The 25,990-nt window shown below is 56.6% G+C and carries 23 protein-coding genes, 1 tRNA gene and 1 rRNA gene; 15 read left to right on the top strand and 10 right to left on the bottom strand.

Annotated features, from left to right (window positions below; translation table 11 throughout):
- Positions 1–9 precede the first annotated feature (9 nt).
- A 5S ribosomal RNA gene (gene rrf, locus PY311_RS11025) occupies positions 10–125 on the top strand.
- Between the two features lie 375 nt (positions 126–500).
- Here the strand turns inward: rrf and ruvX are convergent.
- Positions 501–908, bottom strand: coding sequence for a Holliday junction resolvase RuvX (gene ruvX / locus PY311_RS11020; protein ID WP_350309736.1), 408 nt, complete (start codon positions 906–908; stop codon positions 501–503).
- 176 nt (positions 909–1,084) lie between these two features.
- On the opposite strand from ruvX, the gene ruvC reads away from it, so the two are divergent.
- The 7 genes from ruvC to PY311_RS10985 all read left to right on the top strand — a co-directional run bounded on the left by ruvC (position 1,085) and on the right by PY311_RS10985 (position 6,246).
- Positions 1,085–1,594 carry a crossover junction endodeoxyribonuclease RuvC gene (gene ruvC / locus PY311_RS11015; protein ID WP_286148739.1) on the top strand — a complete coding sequence of 170 codons (510 nt, stop codon included), beginning with the start codon at positions 1,085–1,087 and terminating at the stop codon, positions 1,592–1,594.
- Positions 1,595–1,606: 12 nt separating this feature from the next.
- Complete coding sequence (ruvA, locus tag PY311_RS11010) at positions 1,607–2,212, top strand: Holliday junction branch migration protein RuvA (protein ID WP_286148738.1); 606 nt, start codon at positions 1,607–1,609, stop codon at positions 2,210–2,212.
- 47 nt (positions 2,213–2,259) lie between these two features.
- Positions 2,260–3,324, top strand: a complete 1,065-nt coding sequence (gene ruvB / locus PY311_RS11005; RefSeq protein ID WP_286148737.1) for a Holliday junction branch migration DNA helicase RuvB — start codon at positions 2,260–2,262, stop codon at positions 3,322–3,324.
- 162 nt (positions 3,325–3,486) lie between these two features.
- Entirely contained in the window at positions 3,487–4,095 is a 609-nt protein-coding gene (locus PY311_RS11000) for a sigma-70 family RNA polymerase sigma factor (RefSeq protein WP_286148736.1), read from the top strand.
- A 37-nt stretch (positions 4,096–4,132) separates the two neighbouring features.
- Positions 4,133–4,411, top strand: a complete 279-nt coding sequence (locus PY311_RS10995) for a zinc-ribbon domain containing protein (RefSeq protein WP_187014008.1) — start codon at positions 4,133–4,135, stop codon at positions 4,409–4,411.
- A gap of 246 nt (positions 4,412–4,657) precedes the next feature.
- Positions 4,658–4,731, top strand: a tRNA-Gln gene (locus PY311_RS10990).
- Positions 4,732–5,025: 294 nt separating this feature from the next.
- Positions 5,026–6,246 carry a diaminopimelate decarboxylase family protein gene (locus tag PY311_RS10985; RefSeq protein ID WP_286148735.1) on the top strand — a complete coding sequence of 407 codons (1,221 nt, stop codon included), beginning with the start codon at positions 5,026–5,028 and terminating at the stop codon, positions 6,244–6,246.
- Here the strand turns inward: PY311_RS10985 and PY311_RS10980 are convergent.
- Positions 6,243–7,082: a DUF6179 domain-containing protein gene (locus PY311_RS10980; protein ID WP_286148734.1), complete on the bottom strand. Its 840-nt coding sequence runs from the start codon at positions 7,080–7,082 to the stop codon at positions 6,243–6,245. The two genes, PY311_RS10985 and PY311_RS10980, sit on opposite strands and share 4 nt — an antisense overlap.
- Positions 7,072–7,503 (bottom strand): DUF6323 family protein, encoded by a 432-nt coding sequence (locus tag PY311_RS10975; protein ID WP_286148733.1) that lies wholly within the window; start codon positions 7,501–7,503, stop codon positions 7,072–7,074. The genes PY311_RS10980 and PY311_RS10975 overlap by 11 nt, the downstream gene beginning before the upstream one ends.
- A gap of 141 nt (positions 7,504–7,644) precedes the next feature.
- On the opposite strand from PY311_RS10975, the gene PY311_RS10970 reads away from it, so the two are divergent.
- Together PY311_RS10970 and PY311_RS10965 are read left to right on the top strand one after the other, a co-directional pair.
- Positions 7,645–8,046 carry a Mini-ribonuclease 3 gene (locus PY311_RS10970; RefSeq protein ID WP_286148732.1) on the top strand — a complete coding sequence of 134 codons (402 nt, stop codon included), beginning with the start codon at positions 7,645–7,647 and terminating at the stop codon, positions 8,044–8,046.
- A 3-nt stretch (positions 8,047–8,049) separates the two neighbouring features.
- Positions 8,050–9,798 carry an Rqc2 family fibronectin-binding protein gene (locus PY311_RS10965; protein WP_286148731.1) on the top strand — a complete coding sequence of 583 codons (1,749 nt, stop codon included), beginning with the start codon at positions 8,050–8,052 and terminating at the stop codon, positions 9,796–9,798.
- Positions 9,799–9,835: 37 nt separating this feature from the next.
- Here the strand turns inward: PY311_RS10965 and PY311_RS10960 are convergent, their stop codons facing one another.
- Positions 9,836–10,054: a DUF378 domain-containing protein gene (locus PY311_RS10960; protein ID WP_286148730.1), complete on the bottom strand. Its 219-nt coding sequence runs from the start codon at positions 10,052–10,054 to the stop codon at positions 9,836–9,838.
- Between the two features lie 108 nt (positions 10,055–10,162).
- Between PY311_RS10960 and PY311_RS10955 the strand changes: the two genes are divergently transcribed.
- From PY311_RS10955 to spoIIR, 3 genes are read left to right on the top strand one after another with little or no spacing between them, the layout of a single operon-like run.
- Positions 10,163–11,446, top strand: a complete 1,284-nt coding sequence (locus PY311_RS10955; RefSeq protein WP_286148729.1) for a DUF1015 domain-containing protein — start codon at positions 10,163–10,165, stop codon at positions 11,444–11,446.
- A complete protein-coding gene (gene ispE, locus PY311_RS10950; RefSeq protein WP_286148728.1) occupies positions 11,443–12,309 on the top strand; it encodes a 4-(cytidine 5'-diphospho)-2-C-methyl-D-erythritol kinase in 867 nt (288 codons plus the stop codon). The genes PY311_RS10955 and ispE overlap by 4 nt, the downstream gene beginning before the upstream one ends.
- Before the next feature lie 57 nt (positions 12,310–12,366).
- Positions 12,367–12,984 (top strand): stage II sporulation protein R, encoded by a 618-nt coding sequence (gene spoIIR, locus PY311_RS10945; RefSeq protein WP_286148726.1) that lies wholly within the window; start codon positions 12,367–12,369, stop codon positions 12,982–12,984.
- 55 nt (positions 12,985–13,039) lie between these two features.
- On the opposite strand, the gene PY311_RS10940 is transcribed toward spoIIR, so the two are convergent.
- The 6 genes from PY311_RS10940 to PY311_RS10915 form a co-directional block, all read right to left on the bottom strand.
- Positions 13,040–13,765: an amino acid ABC transporter ATP-binding protein gene (locus PY311_RS10940; RefSeq protein ID WP_434059944.1), complete on the bottom strand. Its 726-nt coding sequence runs from the start codon at positions 13,763–13,765 to the stop codon at positions 13,040–13,042.
- Positions 13,766–13,772: 7 nt separating this feature from the next.
- Positions 13,773–14,465 (bottom strand): amino acid ABC transporter permease, encoded by a 693-nt coding sequence (locus PY311_RS10935; RefSeq protein WP_286148724.1) that lies wholly within the window; start codon positions 14,463–14,465, stop codon positions 13,773–13,775.
- A 119-nt stretch (positions 14,466–14,584) separates the two neighbouring features.
- Positions 14,585–15,460: a transporter substrate-binding domain-containing protein gene (locus PY311_RS10930; protein WP_286148723.1), complete on the bottom strand. Its 876-nt coding sequence runs from the start codon at positions 15,458–15,460 to the stop codon at positions 14,585–14,587.
- Positions 15,461–15,648: 188 nt separating this feature from the next.
- Positions 15,649–16,806, bottom strand: coding sequence for an aminotransferase class I/II-fold pyridoxal phosphate-dependent enzyme (locus tag PY311_RS10925; protein WP_286148722.1), 1,158 nt, complete (start codon positions 16,804–16,806; stop codon positions 15,649–15,651).
- The gene (locus PY311_RS10920) at positions 16,803–18,086 is read right to left on the bottom strand and encodes a nickel-dependent lactate racemase family protein (protein WP_286148721.1); all 1,284 of its coding nucleotides are present in this window, start codon (positions 18,084–18,086) and stop codon (positions 16,803–16,805) included. The genes PY311_RS10925 and PY311_RS10920 overlap by 4 nt, the downstream gene beginning before the upstream one ends.
- A gap of 156 nt (positions 18,087–18,242) precedes the next feature.
- On the bottom strand, positions 18,243–18,860 hold the full coding sequence (locus PY311_RS10915; protein ID WP_286148720.1) for a DUF1643 domain-containing protein: 618 nt from the start codon (positions 18,858–18,860) through the stop codon (positions 18,243–18,245).
- 130 nt (positions 18,861–18,990) lie between these two features.
- Between PY311_RS10915 and PY311_RS10910 the strand changes: the two genes are divergently transcribed.
- Together PY311_RS10910 and addA are read left to right on the top strand one after the other, a co-directional pair.
- On the top strand, positions 18,991–22,320 hold the full coding sequence (locus PY311_RS10910) for a PD-(D/E)XK nuclease family protein (RefSeq protein ID WP_286148719.1): 3,330 nt from the start codon (positions 18,991–18,993) through the stop codon (positions 22,318–22,320).
- On the top strand, positions 22,308–25,880 hold the full coding sequence (gene addA / locus PY311_RS10905) for a helicase-exonuclease AddAB subunit AddA (RefSeq protein ID WP_286148718.1): 3,573 nt from the start codon (positions 22,308–22,310) through the stop codon (positions 25,878–25,880). The genes PY311_RS10910 and addA overlap by 13 nt, the downstream gene beginning before the upstream one ends.
- Positions 25,881–25,990: the final 110 nt, after the last annotated feature.

Below are 25,990 nucleotides of genomic sequence, written 5' to 3'. Positions count from 1 at the left end.
TGACATAGAGTTGGTGCTGATTAGGATGAGGGTCCACCCGTTCCCATTCCGAACACGGTAGTTAAGCTCATTTCTGTCGACAATACTTGGCTGGCAACGGCCCGGAAAGATAGATAGCGCCAACACATTTCCCCGCAGAGTTTTCGCTCTGCGGGGAGTTTTTTTATTTCCGGCCATTTTGATCCCCATTCGGCATTGCGGCACGATGACTCGCTACAGTCCGGCAGATTATAAAATTTTGGCGGACATTGATACGTTGCTTTTTAGATTGCTTTGTTGCACGCTTTTAAAGGCTCATAGAGGCGACCTGTCAATTTCTCGGCATCTACGGTGAATTTTTCACCGCCGGGGTCTCACGCTATTCTGATACAGAGAAAGCCAGAGTGCTTTATCTGTTTAAGAAGTTTCGTCAGGAAGCCTAAGTCAATTTTTTAAACGCCCGCTGCCATGATAGCACCAGTTCACGCAAGGTCCTATTAAGGAGGGCACTGCACGGTAAGTCAGTGATTTTTACGATAGGTGAGGTAGCCCTCTAAAATGAGAGAGGCGGCAACAGCATCGACAACCTTTTTTCGCTGCTTTGCGTTTTTACCGCTGTTGAACAGAATGTTGTGAGCGTCAATCGTTGTGCGGCGTTCATCCCACAGTATGACAGGCAGGGGAATTGCACTTTCTAAAAGTGTCTTCATGGCGTGCGCCTTTTCAGAACGGGGGCCTAAGGTGCCATCCATATTGACAGGATGTCCTAATACCAGTTCTTCAACGCCATACTCTTTCGCAAGTTGTGCAATCTGCTGTATGACCGCCTCGGGGCGGTGCGCGTTGATCACAGTTGTATAGCCGGCGAGCAGTTCGGTGGGGTCGGAAATTGCAATTCCGGTGTGTGCATCGCCGTAGTCAATGGCCATAATTCGCATAGAAGGCTCCTTTATCTCAATCATTGTTCCACGTATTGATTAAAATAAATCATATCACAGTGGACCGAGAAATACAAGGCAGACAGATAGAACATTTGTTTTTTCTGTTGCGATTTGGAGCAAAATTTGATATACTACTTTTATTAGTATGAAAAGCGAGGGAGACTGTGCGGATTTTAGGAATCGACCCCGGTTACGCCACTATCGGCTTTGGGCTGATTGAAGGGGAGCGGGGACAATATAAAATGGTGACCTATGGGGCCATTACTACCTCCGCCGGGCTGCCGCTTTCAAAGCGCCTTTATCAGATCGACCGGGATATGGAAGGTTTGATCGGACAGCTGAAGCCAGACGCAATCTCTATTGAGGAGCTGTTTTTCAATACGAATATTACGACGGGTATCGCAGTGGCCCATGGACGGGGCGTACTTCTTTGCGCCGCAGAGCGGTGCGGAGTGCCATTGTATGAATATACGCCCGGACAGGTGAAGATGGCCGTTACCGGCTACGGAAAGGCGGAGAAGCGGCAAGTCATGGATATGACAAAGCGGCTGCTGAAGCTGACAAAGGTTCCACGGCCGGACGATGCCGCCGATGCGCTGGCCTTGGCGCTTTGCCACGCACGCAGCTTTACCTCCCGCCTTCCGCAGATCAGGCCGGAAAAGGAAACCGTATAAGGAGAATCGCTTATGTTTTATTATCTGGACGGTACAGTGGCGGAGATTCTTCCGGGGCTGGCCGTGATTGACTGCGGCGGTGTCGGCTACGCCTGTATGGCGACAAACAATACGCTGTCTCAGCTGAAGCGGGGAGAACGGAAAAAGCTCTTTACGTATCTGAATGTGGGCGAAAGCGTGTTTGACCTTTACGGTTTTGCCAGCCAAAATGAGCTGAACAGCTTCAAACTGCTACTGGGAGTTTCCGGCGTGGGACCAAAGGCGGCGCTGGCGATTTTATCCGCCAATACACCAGAGGCATTGGCTATGTCCATTGTGACCGGGGACGAAAAGGCTTTGACTGCCGCGCAGGGAATTGGAAAGAAAATCGCACAGCGCATCATTCTGGAGCTGAAGGACAAGATGGCGAAGGAAACGGCTGCCGGACTGGACTTTTCCGGCGGCAAGGGTGTTTCCGCCCCTGCCATGTTCTCCAGTAAAGCTGCGGAGGCCGCCGCCGCGCTGGGGGTGCTGGGCTATTCCGGTCAGGAGGTTCAGATTGCTTTAAAAGGTGTGGACGTAGAAAATCTGCCGCTGGAGGAGATCATCCGTCAGAGCCTGAAAAAAATGGTGAAGTGACATCGGCTGGACGCGGCGTGGATTTGACAGCATAGGGAAGTGACATTTTGAGCATTGACTTTGGTAATGATATTTATGAGGAGCCGATAGTCGCCAAGACCTTTTTAACGGAGGACGCGCAGGAGGGATCCCTGCGACCGAAAACGCTGGCGGAGTATATCGGTCAGGAAAAGGCAAAGGACAACCTGAGCGTCTTTATTCAGGCTGCAAAAAAGCGGCAGGAGTCACTGGACCATGTGCTGCTCCACGGCCCTCCGGGACTTGGAAAAACAACGCTGGCCGGTATTATTGCGCAGGAGATGGGCGTCAATATCCGCATCACTTCCGGGCCAGCCATTGAAAAGCCGGGGGACCTTGCGGCGTTGCTGACAAATCTCAACGAGGGGGACATCCTCTTTGTCGACGAAATTCACCGGCTGAACCGCTCTGTGGAGGAGATTTTATATCCGGCTATGGAGGATTACGCCATTGACATCATTGTAGGCAAGGGTCCCTCGGCGAACTCTATTCGGTTGGATCTGCCGCATTTTACGCTCATCGGCGCCACCACGCGGGCAGGGCAGTTGTCCGCTCCGCTGCGGGACCGCTTTGGCGTGACGCTGCGCTTGGAGCTTTACACGCCAGAGGAGTTGACGAAAATCGTGACCCGCTCCGCCGGAATTTTGGGATGTTCAATCATGCCGGAGGGCGCCTATGAGATCGCACGGCGCAGCCGCGGCACGCCGCGTATCGCTAACCGAATGCTCCGCCGTGTGAGGGATTTCGCGGATGTGAGAGCGGATGGCGTCATTACAAAGGACGTTGCGGACGAGGCCCTCTGTGCGCTGGAAATCGACCATTTGGGCTTGGACCCCATTGACAGGCGCATGATGACCGCTATCATTGAAAACTACAATGGCGGCCCTGTGGGGTTGGAAACGCTGGCGGCGACTATCGGCGAGGAATCCGTTACGCTGGAGGATGTCTATGAGCCGTATCTGATGCAGCTCGGCTTCCTGACAAGAACGCCAAGGGGGCGCTGCGTGACACAGAAGGCATATCAGCACCTTCATAGACCTGTCCCGGGTGGGCTGACGCCGGAGCCGCCTATGGAGCAGCTGACGCTGTCATAAATGGCCGAAAGGCAACGAATGAGCACGAATAAACGGCTATTTTATAAAATAACTAAAAAGTTCATGATGTTTTCATGAAAATTCTATATTTTGCTTGACATTTTATACATTTGATAGGTATAATAGCTTATGTGCAAAGCTCCGAATAAAGTTGCAATGTCCATGGATACTCTGACAGATGAAGCCCTGTGCCGTTTGGCCGCTTCCGGCGACCGGCGGGCGGAGGAGACTCTGGTGTCCCGGTATACCCGGTTAGTTCGCTCCTGTGCCCGGCCTTACTTCCTGGCCGGCGGAGACAGTGAGGATCTGACACAGGAGGGAATGCTGGGACTCATCAAGGCCGTTCGGGAGTTTCAGGCGGACAAGGATACGTCCTTTCGGACCTTTGCTGAGATTTGTATTCGAAGTCGGCTGTATTCTGCTCTGCGGTCTGCGGGGCGTGAAAAGCATCAGGTTTTGAATCAATCGATCTCCTTGGATACTCCCGATTTTGACAGCAATTCCTACACCTCTGGCACCAATTGTCTGGCGCAGCGCGGCCCTGAAGATGAACTCATCGACAGGGAGCATACAGCAGCCCTCTTATCCGGTGTCCGGAAACAGTTGTCCGAATTTGAAGCAAAGATTTTGGGGTACTATTTGAACGGACTTTCATGCCGGGAAATCGCTCAGGAAGTGGAGCGGCCCGTGAAGTCTGTGGACAACGCTGTGCAGCGTATCCGGCGCAAGGTGGCACAGCAAATTCTTTCCGGCGAATTCAGCACGCGCTGAACGCAATATATTTTCTTTTCAAAGAGAGGGTAAAATCATGTACGAAGACAAGACCTTAGTGTGCAAAGAGTGTGGTCAGGAGTTCGTGTTCACCGCTGGTGAGCAGGAGTTCTATGCTGAGCGCGGCTTCCAGAACGAGCCCCAGCGTTGCAAGGCCTGCCGTGATGCTCGCAAGAACGCTGCCCGCGGTCCCCGCGAGTACTTCACCGCTGTTTGCGCTGCCTGCGGCGGCGAGGCCAAGGTTCCCTTTGAGCCCAAGTCCGACCGTCCTGTCTATTGCAGCGAGTGCTTCGCTAAGATGCGTGAGCAGGGCTAATTGAACGATTATTTCGTTTTGTTTCTTGCACCGAAAATCCGGCGTCTGTCATAAGACAGACGCCGGATTTATTAGCGTGAAAATGAGTGTGTTGGAGGAAGCACTGCGAGCGGGTGATTACGCTATAGAATTTTACCTCACAGCATTTCAATGCTAAAAATAAAATACTTTTTTGAAAAAAGCTATTGACAAATTTCGCTTATGCGATATAATAATATTCGTTCGTGTGACACGAACAATGAATATAGCGGGTTTGTGTAAAGGTAGCACAGCAGACTCTGACTCTGTATGTGAGGGTTCGAATCCTTCACCCGCTGCCAGCTTTAAAAGACTGCAATCATTGTGATTGCGGTCTTTTTTTATGTTTCGACAGCTACAGCCGTTTTGCCGTAGTAAAAATATTTTCTATACAGTAAATGGAAATCACTTTTTAAAGAGGTTTTATCTTAAATTTTACTCACGAAATTACTCACAGCTTTTTGCGTGGAATAAAGGTTGCTGCTTTTCTGCGATGCCGGTTCCCGCTTTTTCTGATATGGTGAAACAGTCGGTACTGTGCTACAATAAATATGTAAAGCCCATGCAAAAAAATGCAGATGCAAAGGAGGTTGCGTATGGAACGCAATGCAATTTTAAAGCTCGCAGAGTCTTACGATAGCTTTTACCTCTATGAAGAAGCGGTGATTTTGAGGAATATCAATCGTTTGAAGGCGGATTTCCCCGGTGTATCGTTTCTCTACTCTGCGAAATGCAATCCCTATCCCAAGGTGCTGGAGTGTGTGCTGGCGCAAGGCTTCGGCATTGACGCGGCCAGTGCGGCGGAATGTGTAATGGGGCAGCGGGCCGGTTTGGAGCCGAATCAGATTTTGTATTCGGCACCCGGAAAAACGTTGGCGGACATCAAGGCTGCACTTCCCATTGCAACGGTGATCGCCGACAGCGCAGGCGAGGTGGGAAGAATCCAGCAGGCGGCTGCGGAGTTGGGAATAACCGCGGACATCGGCCTGCGCGTCAACCCGGACTTCAGCTATGGCACCGACAGCGGTGCCGCTTCCAAGTTCGGCATTGACGAGGCGCAGATCTATGCGAAGCTGCCGGAGTGGAAGCAACTTCCCAATATTCGCATCGTGGGCATTCATACGCACCTGAAAAGTCAGGAGCTAAGTGTAGAGGTGCTGAAAAGCTACTATCAAAAGATGTTCCGTCTGGCGGTGTCCATGCGGGAGGTATTCGGAATACTGAAATTCCTGAATTTGGGCTCCGGCATGGGGATTCCCATGCGGGAAACGGAGCAGCCCTTTGATACCGCTGCGCTGGGGCAGGAGGCTCAACGGCTGATGACTGCGTTCCGGGAAAAGCTGCCGGAAACGCGGGTCTGCATTGAAACCGGACGGTACGTATCCGGCACGGCGGGCACCTATGCTGCCCGGGTTGTGGACAAAAAGATCTCTTACGGCAAGACCTTTGTACTGCTGAACAACACGCTCAACGGCTTTGCCCGTCCCTCCATAGTGGCGATGATGCAGCATTTCATGGGCGATGGTCCGATCGCCGGGTGGGAGCCGATTTATACAGGCGATCATACGGTTCAAATCATTCCGCTGGTAGAAACACGAGAGCGGGAGACAGTCACGGTAGCAGGCAACCTCTGTACCGGTACGGATGTTGTGTTGGCCGATGCAGAGCTGCCCCGTATGGAGGTGGGGGACGTAGTGGCCATCCCGAATGCGGGGGCCTATGCGGCGGTTATAACGCCTATGCAGTTCGCGTCATTGAAGCGCCCGGCGCAGCTGTTTCTCCGCACGGATGGTACAGTGGTAGATACCGATTTTTAAGTGTGCCGTGCCGCTTTCAAGCGGGGCATCAGAGTGCACGCAAAGGTTTCCACGTAGCGCTGGGTCTGCGGGGAAGTGACGTTGAGGGTATCACAGAGGGACCGGGCGATGTTGGATAGAAATGCCTGACAGCTATCCGGCGGCTGACTGAGAAAAAGGCGCTTCAGACGTTGGCGCTGGGGAGGGGACAGCGGCAGCAGCCGTGCATCCTCCCCCAGCGCTGCCAGAGCGATAGCATGAGAGAGCGGCAGCTCTAAGAGATTGATACAGAGGGTTTGGTAATCGGGACGGAATTCGGAGAGAACAGTGTGTACCGCTGCTGCGTCAAAGCGGCTCAAAATGTCCAGCTCTATACAGAGCCGCCGCAGCCACTCCAAAACATAATCAACACCGACCAACGTCTCCGGGACCGGCAGGAATAGTTGATAGTCAATGCTGCACGGAATTTCCTGTGCGAAAAAGCGCCAGTCATAGCGCGCCGGAAAATCGCGCAGGCTGTGCAGTGTGTCTTGCAGAAAGCAGTGCTTCGGCGGTGGCTGCATTGCAGTGGCCCGCTTCCAAAGCACATGGGCAAGGGCGGCCTTTTGACGAAGCCGCCGCTGCCCTTGCCGGAACAGTGCATCTAAGTCCGGGGCCAGCAAAATGGCCGGGTTTTGCGCTGCGTTCAGCGTCAGAAGGACGGATTTCGTTAAGGCGGTCACGGTTTCTATTGGCAGGGAGCTGCTCTCCGGGGCATAGAGCATAGCCTGCCGGCTCACAATACGCCAGAGGGCCTCCTGCGCCCGGAGCGTGTCCTCGGCGCTGAGTGTGATGGAGAAAGACAATTCACAGCTCATCCAAATCCCCTCCTTCGGCGGCGTGTCGGAGCCATTCCGGCGGCGTGCCTGCCAGTGCGTCCATATCGCCGCCGACACTGTGAAAACGTAGGTACATGGCGTTAATGAGCGCCGTATCCCCGATGTGGTCAGCGGTTTCATTTTTCAGCGCATAGAACAGGGAGAGAAGCTGCGCCAGCATATCCGGCCAGTCTGCGCGGAGAATATAAGGAGAGTCGCAGAATATCAGTGCTAACTGCTTTACAGCGCCTCCGCTCAAGTCGATGCGCCCGCTGCTCCGCAGGGCGGCGGACTGCTGCTCCGCCAGCGCGGCGGTCTCGGCAGGGGAGAGCACCATGCCGAATTTTTCCAAAATGGGCGCACAGGCTGCCAGCTCTCGGTAAATGACCGAGGGAGAGGAAATAGGGAAAAGAGAATTCATGAAATCACCTCAGAGATTCTATACACCCGGAGCCGAGAGCGGAACAAGACTTGAATTTTTTCGGTTTTTGTGGTAATATAAGAGTTGAAAATTCTTGAAAGATTTGCGGAATGCAAATCTTTTTCCTTGTAAGGAGCTTGTATGGAGAACCATTTTGAAATTCAGATGACGGAGGACCAGCTGCGGGGCATCAGCTCCATTGGACTTGCTCACATGGGGGACGCGGTTTTTGAGCTGCTGGTGCGCGGCTGGCTGTGCGCCCACGGTAAGGCCACCGGGAAGGGGCTCCATCAGGCGACGATTCAACTGGTACGGGCGGAAAAGCAGGCGGAGTATGCCGAAAAGATTTTGCCGCTGCTGACGGAGGAGGAGACCGCCGTGTTCCGGCGGGGCAGAAACGCGCAGGTGCATTCCGTCCCCCACCATGCCAGCCGCGCACAGTACAGCACGGCTACGGCGCTGGAGGCACTGTTTGGCTGGTTGTATCTTAGCGGGCAGCGTCAGCGGGTCAGTGAGCTGTTTGACAAAATGATGGAGGAATAAGCCATGCCATTAGACGCCATCACGCTCCGGGCGCTGACAGAGGAGCTGCGCCCGCAGCTTTTGAATTTACGAATTGACAAGGTGCAGCAGCCTGCTCGGGATCAGGTCATTCTGCTTCTGCGGGGCAATAAGCGGCTTTTGCTGAACGCCGGCGCCAACGCACCCCGCCTTCAGTTGACAGAGCTGCTGCGGGATAATCCGGCGGAGCCGCCGATGTTTTGTATGCTGTTGCGAAAGCACTTGGTAGGAGCCAGAGTTGCGGACATTACCCAGCCGGGGTTGGAGCGGCTTGTCCGCATTGAGCTGGATGTAACGGATGATTTTGGTCAGCCGGGACACCGGACATTGGTATTGGAGGCCATGGGGCGCAGGTCTAACCTGATTTTATTGGACGGAGAGGGCCGCATCATCGATTGTATGCGCCGGGTGGATGTGGAAATGTCCGCGCAGCGGCAGGTGCTTCCGGGGTTATTCTACGAGCAGCCCGCCTCCACCGGGCGTCTGCCGCTTTTGGAGGAAACCGAGGCGGGCTTTGATGAGCATTTGGCAGATGTGCCGCAGGAAACCCAACTTGACCGCTTTTTGCTGGACACCTATTTTGGGATTTCGCCCTTGATGGCCCGGGAGCTGGCCTTCCGGGTCTGCGGGGAAACAGATGGCCGGGTGTGCCAACTGGATGAAGCCGGACGGGTATACTTCAAGAATGTTTTCTTTTCATTTATAAGCACTATAAAGGAAAATAACTTCACAGCAACGCTGCTGAAGCGAAACGGCGAGCTGTTCGATTTTGCGGCGCTGCCCATTCACCAGTATGGCGCGGCGGTGGAATCGGAAACCTTTGGCAGCTTTTCAGAGCTGCTGGACCACTTTTACGAAGCCAAGGAAAAGCAGGAGCGGGTACGCCAGCGCGGCGCGGACCTGATCCGCACCGCCACGAACGCCCGGGACCGGGGGCGGCGGAAGCTGGCGATACAGGAAAAGGACTATGCCGCCACACAGGAGCGGGACGCCCTGCGGCTGAAGGGAGACCTGATCACTGCCAACCTCTACCGGATGGAGCGGGGACAGAGCAGACTGGTCTGCGAAAATTACTACGATGAGCAGCAGGCGGAGATCACAATTCCCTTGGATCCGCTACTGACGCCGCAGCAGAATGCCGCCAAATACTATAAGCGCTACACCAAGGCAAAAACGGCGGAAAAATATCTCCGGGAGCAGATGGCGCTGGCCCGCCGTGATCTTGCCTATCTGGAAAGTGTTTTGCAGGAGATCGAACAGGCGGAGACGGAACAGGATTTCACGGACATCCGCAATGAGCTGAAGGATGCCGGTTTTATCCGTAAGCAGGGGAAAAAGCTGCCGCAGCGGCCATCGAAGCCAAGAGAATTTCGAACCACCGACGGTCTGCGCGTGCTGGTGGGACGAAATAACCGGCAAAACGATAAGCTGACACTAAAGGATGCCGACTATCGGGATTTGTGGTTCCATGTGCAAAAGCTCCACGGCTCCCATGTTATCCTCTGCACCGGCGGGCGGGAGCCCACAGACCGGGACGTTACGGAGGCCGCTATATTGGCGGCGTTCTATTCACAGGCACAGGGCGGCGCCAACGTGCCGGTGGACTGCACGCAGGTGAAAAATGTAAAAAAACCGGCGGGCGGCAGGCCGGGCATGGTGATCTACACCACGTACCGCACGGTGAATGTTACGCCGGACGCGGAGGCCGTTAAGGCTATGCAGCTCGGAAAGTAAAAAAGAGCGCCCACAGGCGCTCTTTTTTCCAAGGTGCTCAGGCCGTGTGAGCTTGGCCGGTGCCGTGCTCCGTGTCCCGGAACAGCAGCGTGATGCACCACAGTCCGGCAAGGCCCACCAGTGCGTAGATGATTCGGGAAAGGACTGCGGTCTGGCCGCCAAAGAGGAAAGCGACCGTATCGAAACCGAAAATGCCGATACCGCCCCAGTTCAGGGCACCTACGATCACCAGTATCAGCGCGATCTTGTCCATCATGTCAGAAACCTCCTGTTTGGATTGATCTGTGGCTATATTGCCCAAGGACGGAATATTTATGCGCGCTGTCGGCATTGGACAGCATGATTGAAAAAATAAGGAGACGCTATGAACCAGAGCTTTCAGGAAACCGGCTTTTATCCGGCGGATATTCTGCTGCCGAATGTCCGGGATATGCGGAAATGGGCGGTAATCGCCTGTGACCAGTTTACTTCGCAGCCTGCTTATTGGCAGAAAGTGGAGCAAGAGGTGGGAGAGGCACCCACGGCGCTGCGGCTGGTGCTGCCGGAGGTCTACTTGGACCGGCCCGATGTGGAGCAGCGCATTCAGGCTGTGAATGCCTGTATGGAAACGTATCTTGCGGAAAACAGATTCCGTTCTGTGCCGGATTCTCTTGTATATGTGGAGCGAACGCAGTCCGATGGACGTATCCGGCACGGTATTGTGGGGCGTATTGACTTGGAGCAATACGATTTTACTCCCGGCTCCAAAGCACTGATTCGCGCCACGGAGGGGACGGTGCTGGAGCGGATTCCGCCCCGTGTCCGGGTCCGGGAGCACGCGGCGCTGGAGTTGCCCCATGTCATGCTGCTCATTGATGACCCGGCGCATACGGTCATTTCGCCGCTTGAGAGCGAAAAAGATGATATGGAGCGGCTGTACGATACGGACCTGATGCTGGGCGGCGGCCGTGCGGCGGGCTACCGGCTGACCGAGGCGCAGATGGAGCGCACGGCAGCAGCGCTGCGCGGACTGATCACACCGGAGGCCATGGCGAAAAAATACGGTAGGGCAGATGCCGCGCCGCTGCTGTTTGCCGTGGGGGACGGAAATCATTCGCTGGCTACTGCCAGGACCTGCTATGAAGATCTGAAAAAGGTGACGCCGCCGGAGCAGTGGGCGTCCCTCCCGGCGCGGTACGCGCTGGTGGAGGTGGTGAACCTTCATGACCCCGCGCTGCAATTCGCGCCGATTCATCGGGTACTGTTCCATGTGGACGAGGAAACGTTGTGGAAGGCGTTCTTGGAATTTTACCCGGATGCCCGAATCGGCGGTGTGGAAGGACATTCGATAGAGGTTTGCAGCCGGGACCGTCAGGAACGCTGGTGCGTTCCCGCGCCGAAGGCGCAGCTGGCGGTGGGGACGCTTCAGAGCTTTTTGGACACCTATCTGAAGATTCACCCGGAGACCACGGTGGACTATATCCATGGGGATGACACGGCCCGGGAGCTGGGGCAAAAGCCCGGAAATCTGGCATTTTTACTGCCAGTTATGGGAAAGGACCAGCTTTTTTCCACAGTTATGGCGGACGGTGTTCTGCCGCGCAAGACCTTTTCCATGGGCGCGGCGGAGGATAAGCGGTACTATTTGGAGGCGCGGAAAATTCGATGAGGACACAGGAGCTTGCACCGGCAAAAATCAATCTGGCGCTGGATATTCTGGGTCGGAGAGCGGATGGCTATCATGAGCTGCGGATGGTTATGCAGACGGTTTCCCTTTGCGATGTCATAACGGTGGAGGAGAGGGGAACCGGCTTTACGCTTCTGACCGGAGAGGCATTTTCCCTTCCGGCTGATAAGGTCTCCATGGAGCAGCGGGCGGCGGAGGCGTTTTTCGCGGCGCTGGGAGTTCCCGTGCCGCCGCTGACGGTGCGGCTGGAAAAAAACATACCCGCCTTTGCGGGCTTGGGAGGCGGCAGCGCTGATGTGGCGGCGCTGCTGCGGTGCCTGCGGAGGCTGTACGCCGCCGGAATGCCGGACGAGGCTTTGCGGGCCATCGGACTGACCGTGGGGAGCGATGTGCCGTTCTGCGTTTCCGGCGGGACAAGTCTGGCAAAGGGCCGGGGAGAGCGGCTAACGGATTTGCCGCCCTTGCCGGTGTGCCAAATCGTATTGTGCAAGCCGGATTTTGGCATTTCCACGCCGGAGCTGTTTGTGCTGGCGGATGGGGCTGTGCTCTCAAAGCGCCCGGATATTGCCGGTCTGACCGCCGCGCTGCAAGGGGGAGAGCTGACCGGGGTGACGGACAGGCTTTGCAACGTCTTTGAGGAGTTTTTGCCGGAGCGGTACCAGGAGGTCTTTCGAATCAAGGAAATCCTGCTGGCGCACGGTGCGCTCAATGCCGCAATGAGCGGTTCGGGGCCGACGGTCTACGGCATTTTTGAAAGCGCGGCGGAGGCACAGCGGGCGGCGGAGGTGCTGAAGAAGTCCTATCAGCAGACCTATGTGGCCAAACCGGTAAAGAAATTGGTATAAAAGCAGACATTTCCGTCCAAAATTCCGTTATACCTACGGAAAGGACGGAAATTTTTTGTGAAAAAACGGATACATCCCATTGAAGTGTTCCTGATGGTTTTTGCAGCGCTTGTGCTGACCTCCGGCGCTGTGGCATTGCATACGCAATCTGAGCTGGCGGACAAGGTGATTCGGCTTCATGTGCTGGCAAACTCGGATTCGGAGGCGGATCAAGCGCTGAAGCTACGGGTGCGGGACACGGTTCTGAAGCGGGCTACAGAGCTGCTGGCGGGGGCGGAAAGCCGCAGTGATGCTAAGAAGCGCCTAAACGCGGCGCTGCCGGAACTGAAGTCTGCTGCGGAACGCACGGTCGCGGAGACTGGATATGCCTATGGTGTGAGGGTGGAACTGGCGGAGACCGCATTCCCCACCAGGGAATATGACGGTTTTTCTTTGCCGGCCGGGGAATATCTGGCACTCCGGGTACTCATCGGCGATGCCGCCGGGAAAAACTGGTGGTGCGTGGTGTTTCCGCCCCTATGTACCACAGCGGCGGCAGATGTCCCGGCGGCAGCATTGTCTGCTGGTCTGTCGGAGGATGAGGTGGCGCTCATTACAGAGGCGGACGAAGGCTATGTGCTGAAATTCAAGACTGTGGAGCTATGGGAGAAATTGAAGGCAAGGCTGGCAGAATAGAGAAAAAGAGCGCTGCATGGAATACTCCATGCAGCGCTCTTTTATAATTGCGTGATTACAGAACCTTATTGAGAAACGTGACAAGCCGGGGGCTTTCGGGGTGGGCGAACAGCTCTTGGGAGGGCTTATCTTCGCCGATAGTGCCGCCATCAAGGAAGATGGTGCGGCTGCTGACCTCCCGGGCAAAGCGCATTTCGTGCGTCACCACGATCATCGTCATGCCGCTTTCCGCAAGGTCACGCATAACGTCCAGCACCTCGCCGATCATCTCCGGGTCCAGCGCGGAGGTGGGCTCATCAAACAGCATGACCTCCGGGTCCATCATCAGCGAGCGTACAATGGCGATTCTTTGCTTTTGACCGCCGGAGAGCTGACTGGGATAAGCGTCGGCACGGTCGGCAAGGCCCACCTTGGAAAGAAGGGACAGGGCCTTATCCTGCGCCTCCTCCTGACTCATGCCCTTGATGCGGGTGGGGGCGGCGATCAGGTTGTGCATAACGTCCATGTTGTTGAACAGGTTGAACTGCTGGAATACCATACCCATCCGCTGGCGGCACTGGTCGATGGCCTTGCCCTTGATGGAGCAGATGTCCGTACCATCAAATAAAATCTGGCCGGAGGTAGGCTGCTCCAAAAGGTTCAGGCAGCGCAGGAACGTGGACTTTCCGCCGCCGGAGGGGCCGATGATGGATACAACCTCATTTTCGTGGAAGCTGACGTTGATGCCCTTCAGGACCTCCAGCTTATGAAATTTTTTTTCAAGGTCAACAACCCGGAGAATTTCCCGCTTATTTTCCATGAGACATCTTCCTTTCCACCAGAGATACAACCCGGCCGCTGATAAAAGTCAGCACGAAGTAGCACAGCGCCGCGATGGCCAGACACTCCAGATTTTTATAGGTCACGGCGATGACGTCATTAGTGCGGAACATCAGGTCCGCAATGCCGATGACGGAAACGATAGAGGACTCCTTGATGACGGTGACAAACTCATTGCCGAGGGCGGGGAGAATATTGCGGACAGCCTGCGGCAGAACCACAAGGCGCATGGCCTCTCCGCTGCTGAAGCCAACGCTCCGGGCGGCCTCCATCTGACCGGGGTCCACGGCCTGAATGCCGGAACGGATGATCTCCGCTACATAGGCGCAGCTATTCATGCTCATGGCCACAATACCGGCGGTGAACCGGGAGAAGTTCGGAATCCAAGAGACATCCGGAATGGTAAAGCCAATCATAGGCAGGCCGTAGAAAATGAACATGAGCTGGACCATCAGCGGCGTACCGCGGATAAATTCGATGTAGGCCACTGCCAGCCACCGCAGAGGCGGGATGCGGCACATCCGCAGCGTAGCCATCAGCGTACCGAACACCGTACCCAGCAGCACGGCAAAGGCGGCAATGATGAGGGTATTGACAATACCCTCCGTAAAGAAGCTGCTGTAGCGCTCCAGCAGCTTTGCCATGGTTTCAAAAAAGGTCATGGGGGAAGCTCCTCCTATCGTATTAAGAATGCCGGGGATGGGGAAAGGCAGTGGGAAAGGACAGGCGCGAGCCCCGCCGAGATTTTTCGGCGAGGCCCGTTGTTCATTTACTGTGTAACTTACAGACCCATGCTGGCGGCCAGCTCAACGGCCTCGTCATAAGCCTTCTGGTAGCTGCCATCGGCAGTGACCTTGTTGATGACCTCGTTGACAGCGGCCACCAGATCCTCGTTGCCCTTGGCAATTACAGCGGCCTTGCCGAAGGAGGCTTCCTCAGCGGTGAACTCAAAGTTTGCGACTTCAAGACCGCCGTTGCTGGTGGCAATCAGGGACTCGCCCACGGCCTGATCCACAACGAGACCGGCGATGTTGCCGTTCTGAACCTCCAGAGCCAGAGCGGGATACTTCTCAAGCTCGAACAGCTCGCTGTCGGGCAGAGCGGACTGAATCAACTGGGATTGGATGGTGCCCTTCTGAGCGCCGACCTTCTGACCGGCAAGGGCTTCCTTGGTGGAATACACATCGGCGTTACCGGTCTTCACAACGAGAAACTGGGCGCTGGTCTCATACAGATCGCTGAAGTCGATCTCCTCGGCACGCTCGGGAGTCTTGGTGAAAGCGGCAATGCCGATGTCCACCTGACCGGACTTCACAGCGGGGATGATGCCGTCAAAGGACATATCCACAACCTCCAGCTCTACACCGAGGGAGTCAGCGATCTGCTGGGCCAGCCACATATCGCAGCCGGCGAAGTTGGCGTCCAAATCCTTGAACTCGTAGGGAGCGTACTGAGCCTCCGTGCCGACAACCAGCTTGCCGTTAGCCTTGATCTGATCCAGCTTGGAGGAGGTGGTATCGGCGGCGGGCTCCTGCGTTTCGGTGTTGCTGTCAGCGGCGGGGGCATCGTCCTTCTTGCTGGAACCGCAGCCGGTCAGCATGGCCAGCAGCATCAGGGCGCTCATAGCCAGCGCCAGAGTTTTCTTGACCTGTTTCATAATAAAATCTCCTTTTCTTTTCATCCTGCGGAGCTGTGCTCCGTTTCCTTATGTGAATGATTATACACGTTCTATCCGAAAATGCAACAGTAAAATTGCATAATATAAAGTTAATTTTGAATATTTATTTATACATCATGCAAAATATACACAATATATGCATAAATTATGCATATATGCACGCAAAATCAGAAGGAGAGCTTCTCCATACGGTCAAAGGCTTCCTTCAAATGATCCAGTCCAACGGTGCAGGCAATGCGGAAGCAGTGTGCGCCGGTGCTGCCGAACACGCCGCCGGGAGAGACCATGATGTGTGCCCGCTCCAGCAGGGCCTTGCAGAATTCCGTGTCGCTCAGCCCCGTTTTCTCGATTCCGGGGAACAGGTAGAAGGTACCCTTGGGGCGTACCAGGCTGAGATAGGGAATTTTTTCGATGCGGTCCGCCGCGTAAAAAATGCGGTCCCGATAGGTGGATACATAATTCTTGCGGATGTCCTCACGAATAGACAGCGCCTTGATGGCTGCCCGCTGGGAAATGGAGGGCGCGGTGTAAATAAGGCAGTTATTCACATCGTTCATGGCCCGCAGCAGCTCCGGCTCGGCAATAATGGCACCGATCCGCCAGCCGGTCATCAGGAAGTTCTTTGAAAAGCTGTTCAGCGTAATGACCCGCTTAGCAAGCCCCGGAAGGGTACGGATGGGAATGAATTCCCCTTCATAAAGATAGGTGGTGTAGATTTCGTCCGCCGCGATGAGCAGATCGTGCTCCTCAGCCACCCGGCCCAGCAGCTCCAGCGTTTTCCGCTCGTAGCCCATGCCGGTGGGGTTGCAGGGATTGTTGAAAATGATGGCTTTGGTCTTCGGCGTAATGGCGGCCCGGAGGCGGGCCTCATCCACAGCCCAGCTCTCCTCGGCATAGGTGGGGACCTCCACGCATACGCCGCCGGCCAGTTCGATCTGATTGCGGTAGAGGGAAAAATAGGGGGAGAAGACAATGACCTCATCGCCGGGGTCCAGAATGGCCATCATGACCAGCGCCATGCCAAGGCAGCTCGAGGCGGTGATCAGAACATGATCCGGCGTTAAGGGCTGGCGGAAATCCTCCTGCCAAGCCGCGCACACCGCATGAATCAGCTCCGGGTCGCCCATGGGATTGCCGTAGTGGGTATAGCCGGCTTTTGCGTCATGGAACGCGGCGTCAATGATGGCATCGTCCGTGATGAAATCCGTATCGCCGATGCTCAGGTCAATGACGTCATTGTAGCGGGCCAGTGCCTCGGTATCAAGGCTTAGACCGGCGTCAATGCTGCGGAAGCGCTTTGCGATGAAATCGGAAGTGGTTTTCATTGGTTTGCTCCTTTCACCCGGGGAATCACGGTGGAACCGTTGGGAATGACATAGGTGGATTTTCCGTCAAGCTGCGCGGCCTTCAACAGCTCGTCCAGATCGGAATAGGCGTGGATACCCATGGGGGCAACGTCCTTGGGATCAATGGAGGAGTAGAGGAAAATGCGATAGCGCTGCGCCTGCTCGCAATTCAGAAAGAAAATGTAGCCGGCCACGGTAAACGCCTCCCGGAGCCGCTGCTCCAACGTACCGTCCTGAAGGTTTTTGGACCAGTCGAAGTATTCGGCGGGGCCGCCGCCCTCCGGGGCCTCAATGAACAGAACCAGCGTACCGCCGGGCTTCAGAGCGGATTCCACGTTGTCAATGGTCTTGGTGCCCTGATAGAGCGAAATATCCTTGGGGAAGCCGCCGCAGCTTGTAACAATGGCATCGGCCTGACAGGGAATGTCCACCCGGTAAATGTCATCCGCCGCCTGACAGGCCTGCTCCCACGCGGTCAGGTAATGGCCGGAAAAGATTTTGGCCAGCTTCATTTGGGCGTTCATGACCAGATTGACCATGAACAGATTCTTGACCATGCCCGCCGCTTCGCACATATCGGCGTGGAGCGGGTTGCCGGACAGCACGCCGTTGCCGATGGCGGGGTTGGTGCAGAGCTTGGTGCTGTCAAGGGAATAAGCGTGGTTGTGGCGGATGGTTTCCAAACCGCTGACGCCGGGAAGAATGCTTTTCCGTCCACCGCCGTAGCCGGCCATCACATGATGGGTAGCCGCGCCAAGGCAAACTACAAGGTCTGCCTCCGCCACGGTGTGGTTGATCCACACCGGCGTTTTGTGGGGCGTTGTCCCGAGATATACAAGGTCCTTTGCTTCGCAGTCATGGTTTTCCACCCGGATGCGGTCATAGACCCCGTCTGTCACCAGCGTCCGCAGCTCCTGCTCGTTTCCACCGATGTGGGTGCCGTTGGCAATCACGATAGTCAGATCGGAGGGCTTGACGCCGCAGACCTCCAGCAGATAGTCCACAAGATGCGGCACCACTAAGTCCTGCCGCATCCAGAAGCGCGTCATATCGCTGACCACCAGCGCGACCTTGAGGCCGGGAAGGGCCAGATTTTTGAGGGGCTTGCTGTCAATGGGGGCCTCCAGCGAGGAAATCAGGGCAGAGCGGATGTCGGCAATAGGGGGCGTTTCGCTGCCGTGCAGCTCCGCGAGAATATCCGCTTCGTTCAGCGGCACGGAAACATGACCGTGACCATAGGCAAATTCATAGGTTTTCATAGTGTGACCTCGTATGATTATACAAAATAAAATACAAATAATGACTAATTATACACTCTATTCCGTGGGATTCAATATGGAATCGCCCATCGGACCGCCAAATATGCGGGGAACAGAATCGGCTTTCTTGTATTTTCTGACCAAGGGAGCGGAGATTTACATCCGGGCGGCAAGATAGGCGTCAATATCAAAGGGGAGCAGGGCGGTGGTGGCCTTTAGGTACAGGGGGTGGTGCGGGTGCCCGGACTTTAAAAGCGGCCCGGCGGTGAACCACTGTGCGCCCGCGGCCTTTCCGTCGGAGGCAAAATCACGCATACAGTCCGTGAGATAATCGCGCTTTTCGATGATATTCCCCCAGGCCGCCCAGATGGCGGGGGTGTCCGACAGGGACAGCAGATAGCGGAACGCCTTGCGGTTTTCGGAGTGGAGCGCCGCGCTGCACACCGGCTCCATATCGTCTGGCCGGGTGGCGCGCTGGGCGTAGACGTTGAACATCAGGAAGCTGTCATAGCCGTTGTTCAGTGCAATTCGCTGGGCGGATTGCAGCGTGGGGTCCAGCGCGTCCGGCGCGGCGGTGGAGGGGTTGATACCAACGCAGATCAGCGGATGAGAGCCACGGGTACCCAATATGTAACGGTACTCCGAATAGGTGTTGGGAACATAGAGCCAGCGGGACACATCATAGTCCGGTGAGGGCCGAAGTGCGGCCTCCAGCGCGGGTTCAAACGGCACAAGGGAGGCAGCGTCCGTTGGGCCGTGGGGGATATGGGGCATAAAAAGACTCCTTTCAGCAATATACATAATAATTTGATTTTAACATAGCGGCGAAAAAAAGACAATCGGGTCTATATTTGCGGCGCTGATTATGGTAGAATGGAAAAAACATTTCTGAGCGGAGGAAGCTATGCTGACAATATTGATCGGCCGGGCGAAAACAGGAAAATCAGACTGGGTCCTGCGGAAAATCGCGGCGCTGGGAGAAAGCGGGCAGCAGATTTTGCTGGTGCCGGAGCACGCCTCCTATCAGGCAGAGGTGGATGTGTGCCGCGTCTGCGGCGACCACGCCAGCCGGTATGCGGAGGTGCTGAGCTTCCGCAGACTGGGAGAGCGGGTGCTGAGCATCACCGGCGGTATCTCCGATGTAACGCTGGACAGCGGCGGCAAGCTGCTGACGCTTCAGCGCGCCCTGTTGGAAACGGCACCGATGCTGACGCTGTACCGCCGCCCCTCGCAGAAGGTGGGCTTTTTAGAGCAAATGCTGGCCCTGTTTGACGAGCTGCAATGCTATGAGGTCACGCCGGAGCGGCTTTATGAGCAGGCGCAGTCCTTGACCGGCGCCACAAGGGATAAGCTACTGGACCTGAGCCTGCTGTACGGCGCCTATGAGGCACGTCTCCGGCGGCCTGGGCTGGATTCCCGGGACCGAATGACGAAGCTGTGCGAGCGTTTGGAGGAGTCGGCATACGTCCGGGACAAGAATATCTTCATTGATGGCTTTACATACTTCAACGCGCAGGAGCGGCGCGTTTTGTCCGTATTTTTGCGGCAGGCGCGGTCTGTGACCATTACGCTGCTGGGGGAGCCGGACAGCCGGGAGGAAATATTCGAGCCGACGCTGAAAACGCTGGAGAGTCTGCGGCGCTTGGCGGATGAGGCCGGCAGCGAGGTTCGGCTCGAAACGCTGACAAATGAAGATACATCGGCGCTGGGCCATCTGGAGCGCTGCTTTTTCGGGGAAAACCGGCCCTATGACGGGGACTGCTCCATGCTCCATATACGGGAGGCCGCCACGCTCTATTCAGAGGTGGAGCAGGCGGCGGCGGATATCCGGCGGCTGCTTGCGGCGGGGAAGTGCCGCTGCCGCGACATTACAGTGGCCGCCAGAAACATGGCGGACTACATGGCTACTATCGAGGCCGTGTTTGACCGTTATGGAATACCGGCCTACGTCAGCCGCCGCAGCGACATTCTGGAAAAACCGGTGTTGAGTCTGCTGACAGGCGTGCTTGCCTCCATTTCCGGCGGCTATGAATATGAAGATATGTTTCGCTGGCTGAAAACGGGCCTCGCCGGTATCACGGCGGAGGAGTGCGATGCGCTGGAAAACTATGTTCTGAAGTGGGAAATTCGCGGCCGGATGTGGCTGCGGGAGGAGGACTGGACGGAAAATCCGGACGGATACGGCGCGCCGTGGAATGACCGTCAAAAAAACCGGCTGGAGCAGGTCAATGCACTGCGGCGGCGCATCGGCGGCCCGCTGGGGCGGCTGGCAGCCGGGATGAAAAGCGGCGAGACTGTGCGGGACTACGCAAATGCTCTGTACGATTTTATGGAGGAGCTGCAGTTAGAGTCCGTTCTGACGGAGCGGATGCACCGGCAGGCCGAGGCAGGCCGGATGCAGGAGGCGGAGGAGACCGCTCAACTGTGGGAAATTCTCTGCGGCGTGCTGGATCAGTTCGTGGAGATATTGGGGGACGAAAAGCTCAGCGCCGATGAGTTTGAGCGGCTGTTCCGGCTGGTTTTGACGCAGTACAGCGTGGGAACGATTCCGGTGTCTCTGGATCAGGTATCTGTCAGCGAGATTACCCGGAATGACCGCCACACAACAAAATATCTCTTTTTACTGGGAGCGAATGACCATGTGATACCCGCATCGGGGCAGACCGGCGGACTTTTGAACGAGGCAGACAGGCAGGCATTGGCCCTGTGCGGCATTGAGCTGGCCCCCAGCGGCATGGAGCAGATGGGGGTGGAGTTGCAAAATCTCTATGCGGCGCTGGCCCAGCCGGAATGCGGCCTGACGGTGAGCTATCCGGCGGCGGACGTCTCCGGCGGGGAGCTGCGCCCGGCGTTTGTAGTGGAGCGGCTGCTGAGACTCTTCCCGGCGCTCCGTTTGGAGCGGGAGCCGGTCAACAAGGAGTATCGCTTTACAGCAGTTGTTCCAGCATTGGAAATGGCTGCAAGAACTGAAAATGATGCTCTGAAAGCGTATCTTCGGCAGGAGCCGGACAACGCGGAGCGGCTGGAGGCCGCAGAGCGGGCGGCATCGCTCCGGCGGGGCAGTCTGTCTCCCGCCGCCGTTCGGGCTATCTATGGGGAGCGGGTCTCCATGACAGCCTCCCGGCTGGAGCGGATGCGTTCGTGCCATTTTGCCTACTTCATGGAGTACGGCCTCCGGGCAAGACCACGGGAGACCGCCGCCTTTGACGCGCCGCAGATCGGCACATTTTTGCATTTCCTGCTGGAAAACGTGACCCGGGACGTACTGGCGGAGGGTGGCTTTGCCGCTGTGGAGCAGGAGGAGTTGCACCGCCTTGTGCGCCGGTATACGGAGCGCTACGTGGAGCAGGAGCTGCACAATTTCCAAAATCGAAATGCCCGCTTCCGATATCTCTTTGCCCGTCTGCGGACAACGGCTTATGCCGTGATCGATCAGGTGGCGGCAGAGCTGCGCTGTTCGGACTTTGTGCCTATGGCGTTTGAGCTGTCCTTCGGCGGAAAAAACGGCGCTCTGTCGGCCGTTACCATTTCCGAACCGGATGGGGAGCTGCGTGTCGGCGGCAAGGTGGACCGGGTGGATGGCTGGCTGCATGATGGAAGGTTATATCTGCGGGTGGTGGACTACAAATCCGGCAGAAAGAGCTTTGACCTTGCCAATGTCCGCATGGGACTGGATATCCAGATGCTGTTATACCTCTTTACGCTTCAAAAGGAGGGAACCCGCTATTTCGGACAGGAGATCGAACCGGCAGGCGTACTGTATCTCCCGGCCCGGGATGAGATTTTATCATTGGAGCGGAACGTGACGCCGGAGCAGCTTTTACGGGAGCGGGAAAAGGCGCTGAAGCGCTCCGGGCTGCTGCTGGCGGAGCCGGCGGTGCTGTCCGCCATGGAGCATGACGCGCTGACGGAGCCGCACTATCTGCCGCTGCGCGTCAACCGCAGCGGCGACATCTCCGGCAGCATCGCGTCCGCAGCGCAGCTTGGCAGGCTGGGCAATTATGTGGATAAGCTGTTGCGGCAGATATCCCATGAGCTGCGCTCCGGCAATATTGACGCGGACCCCTGCTGCCACAGCGAGGAGGACAGCCAGTGCCGGTATTGCGATTGGGCACCGGCCTGTCACTTCCGGGATGGACAGGACCGGGACCATCTGCGGTACATTCTGCCGGTGAAGCCGGAGGAATTTTGGAAGGAGCTGGAGGAAGGAGACGATGACGGATGGCAAAGCTGAATCTGACGCCGCAGCAGAGCGCTGCGGTTGAAAACTGGGGCGGGAGCCTGCTGGTCTCTGCCGCCGCCGGCTCCGGAAAGACAAAGGTGCTGGTGGAGCGGCTGTTCCGCTATATTACGGCGGAGCACTGCCATGTGGATGACTTCCTCATTATTACATATACCAAGGCGGCGGCTGCGGAGCTGCGGAGCAAAATATCAGAGGAGCTTTCCCGCCGCTTGGCGGAAACGCCGGGGGACCGGCACCTTCGCAGTCAGCTATTGCGGGTGTATCAGGCGGATATCAAAACGGTGGACGCCTTTTGTACGGCGCTGCTGCGGGAAAATACACATCTGCTGGCACAGGACGGAGAAAAGCATACGCTGACGCCGGATTTCCGGGTGCTGGACGAAAATGATGCCGCGCTTTTGCGAAAGCGGGTGCTGGGCCGCGTTTTAGAGGCGTTTTATGAAAATATGGACGCCGGAGCGGCGCTGCTGGCAGATACGCTGGGGGCCGGCCGGGATGACAGCGCACTGGAAAATCTGGTGCTGGAGACCTATGAAAAGCTCCAGAGCCATGCGTCCCCGGAGGCATGGCTGGAGCGGAACCGAACGGCCTGGACGGCCTGCACCGGCGATTTTGACGAGACACCTTACGCGGATGCGCTTCTGCGGCAGGTGCGGCGGAAAGTGCACCACTGGTCCCAGAGTCTTCTGAAAGCGGCATCGGCCCTTGCCCTTGACCCGCAGAAGGATGATCTGTACCGGGGCTACGGAGAAAAATTCATCGCCGCGGCGGAGAGCATCGCGGAGCTGGAGACAAGCAATGGCTGGGAGGAAACGCGGCAATGCCTTGCGGCGGTGACGTTCCCACGGCTCACAACACCCAAGGGCATGAAGGACGATGCCGAAGTACTGCGGCTGAAAAAGCTGTGGGAGGGCGCAAAGGGCGCCATGAAGAAGTTGGGTACCATGCTGGACGTCAGCGGACAGGAGGCAATGGAGGATCTTGCGGCGATGGCGCCCGCCATGCTGGCACTTTTGAAGCTGACCGCTGATTTTTCCGAAGCCTACCGGCAGGAAAAACTGCGGATGAACTGCGCCGATTTTTCGGATCAGGAGCATTTGGCGCTGCGGCTGCTGCTCTCGGAGGACGGGGCCCCCACGGAGCTGGGGCGGCAGACAGCGGGTCGCTACCGCGAGATCATGGTGGATGAGTATCAGGACACCAACGAGGTGCAGAACGCAATTTTCCAGGCTGTATCCCGCGAGGGTCAGAATCTGTTCACCGTTGGCGATGTAAAGCAGAGCATTTACCGCTTCCGGCTGGCAGATCCCACGATTTTTCTCGACAAGTATAAACGCTTTGCATCGGCTGAAACCGCAAAGGAAGGAAAGGAACGCAAAATCTTGCTGTCTCAGAATTTCCGTTCACGGAAGGAAATTCTGGACGCAGCGAATTTCGTGTTTGCCAACATTCTCTCCACCGAAATGGGTGAGATGGAATACGGAGAGGATGAGATGCTTCACTTTGGAGCGGCTTATTACCCGGAGCGGACGGACTGCGATACGGAGTTCCATCTCATTGCCGCGCACCAGCGCTCCGAGGAGGAGACCCGCCCCGTCAAAAAGCTGCTGGCCGAGGCACGCTTCACGGCGCGGCGTATCCGTCAGCTTTTGGACGAGGGCTATCCCGTTACCGGGGAGGAGGGTACGCTGCGGCCGTGCCGCCCGGAGGACATTGTCATTCTCATGCGTTCCCCCGGAAGCCGCTCTGCCGTGTTTGCACAGGCGTTGGCAGAGGAGGACGTTCCGTGCTCCTTTGAGGACAGCGGGGATTATTTTCAATCCATGGAAATCTCCGTGACGGTATCTCTGCTGGAGATCATCGACAATCCACGGCAGGATGTGCCCCTGATTTCCGTGCTGCGGTCCCCAATTTTCGGATTTACGCCGGACCGACTTGCTGAAATCCGAAGTTGTGACCGCGAGGGCGATTTTTATGATGCGCTGCGGGCGGACACGGGAGTGGATTCGCAGAATTTCCTACAGGTGCTTACGCAGCTTCGGGAAACGGCCATGGACGTCAGCGTGTGCCAACTTCTGTGGCACATCTATGACCGCTTGGCGCTGCCGGGAATTTTCGGCGCGATGGAGGGCGGTGCGCTCCGGCAGGAAAATCTCATGGCTCTGAGCCGCTACGCCGAGCATTTTGAGGCCAACGACTACCGCGGCCTGTTTGCGTTCATTACCCAACTGCGGCGGCTGCTGGACGCCGGAAATGCCCCGGCAGTCAAGACCACCGGTGGCAGCGGCGGTGTGCAGATGATGAGCATTCACAAATCCAAGGGGTTGGAGTTTCCCATTGTATTCTTGTGCGATCTGGATCACTCATTTTCCAATCAGGATTTTGATACGCCGGTGCTGGTGCACCCAACGCTGGGCTTAGGGCCGCACTGCATTGACTTGAAGCGGAAAATACGCTATCCGACCATGGCCCGGCTGGCGCTGGAGGAAACGCTCCGGCGGGAAAATCTGGCGGAGGAGCAGCGCGTTTTGTATGTGGCTATGACCCGGCCCAAGGAAAAGCTGATTTTAGTGGCTTCCATGTACCACACGGAAAAGCGATTGCAAAAGCTGGCGGCCTACGCGGCCTGTCCTGCACTGCCGGAGGCGGTGGCCGAGGGCCGCTGCTTCGGGGACTGGATATTGCTGCCGCTGCTGTGCCGCCCGGAGGCGGCGCCGCTGCGGGAAAGAGCAGGCGTTGAGGTCGAAAGCCTGTATACCGGCGATACGAGTCCGTGGCAAGTATTTATCCATGACGCAAATGACTACGGTGAAGCACCTAAAAAAGAGATGCTTCAGGCAGAAAACGCCTCGGGACATACGGAATTTGACCCGGCAGTGCTGAACTACCGCTATCCCTATCAGCGGGAAACGCAGCTTCCGGCCAAGCTGACCGCCACGCAGCTAAAGGGCCGTGCGCTGGACGAAGAAATCGCGGAGGACGCGCTGCATACGCCCTATATCCGCCCGCTGACGCAGCCGAAATTCCGGCAGCAGGATCGGGGCCTCACCCCGGCGGAGCGGGGAACCGCCACGCATCTGGTGCTGCAATATCTTGATTTGAGGAACCCGAACGTGCCGGAGCAGGTGGCGGCGCTGCGGCTGCGGGCTAAGCTGACGCCGGAGCAGGCGGCGGCAGTGGACATCCGTGCGCTTGAGCGGTTTTTGTCATCCCCGCTGGCGGAGGAAATGCGTAGGGTCGCGGCAATGGAGCGCGAATACCGCTTCACGGTTTTAATGGATGCCCGGGATTATGACGGAATGTCCGTCGGCGGTGATGAAATTCTGCTTCAGGGCGTGGTGGACTGCTGGTTTGAGACGCCCGATGGACTCACGGTGGTGGATTTTAAGACCGATCGTGTGTTCACGGAGGAGGAGCTGACCGAACGGGCAGAGCTGTACCGGGGCCAGCTTTCGGCCTACACGCTGGCACTGGAACGGGTCCTTGAACGGCCGGTGACGCGGCGGGTTTTGTACTTTTTGAGCGTCGGCAGGGCGGTGGAGGTCTCCTGAGCGGCCTGAAGGGCGTAAAAAAATAAAAAATATGAAAAATTGCTTGCAATCCGAAAGAATATATGGTACGATAATTTGGCTTTTGCAGGGTGAAAGCTCTGCAAGGGTAG

It is taken from the genome of Neopoerus faecalis (genome assembly GCF_029218125.1).
Lineage (GTDB): Bacteria > Bacillota > Clostridia > Oscillospirales > Oscillospiraceae > Oscillibacter > Oscillibacter faecalis_A.
This window is presented reverse-complemented; position numbering and strand designations above follow the sequence as displayed.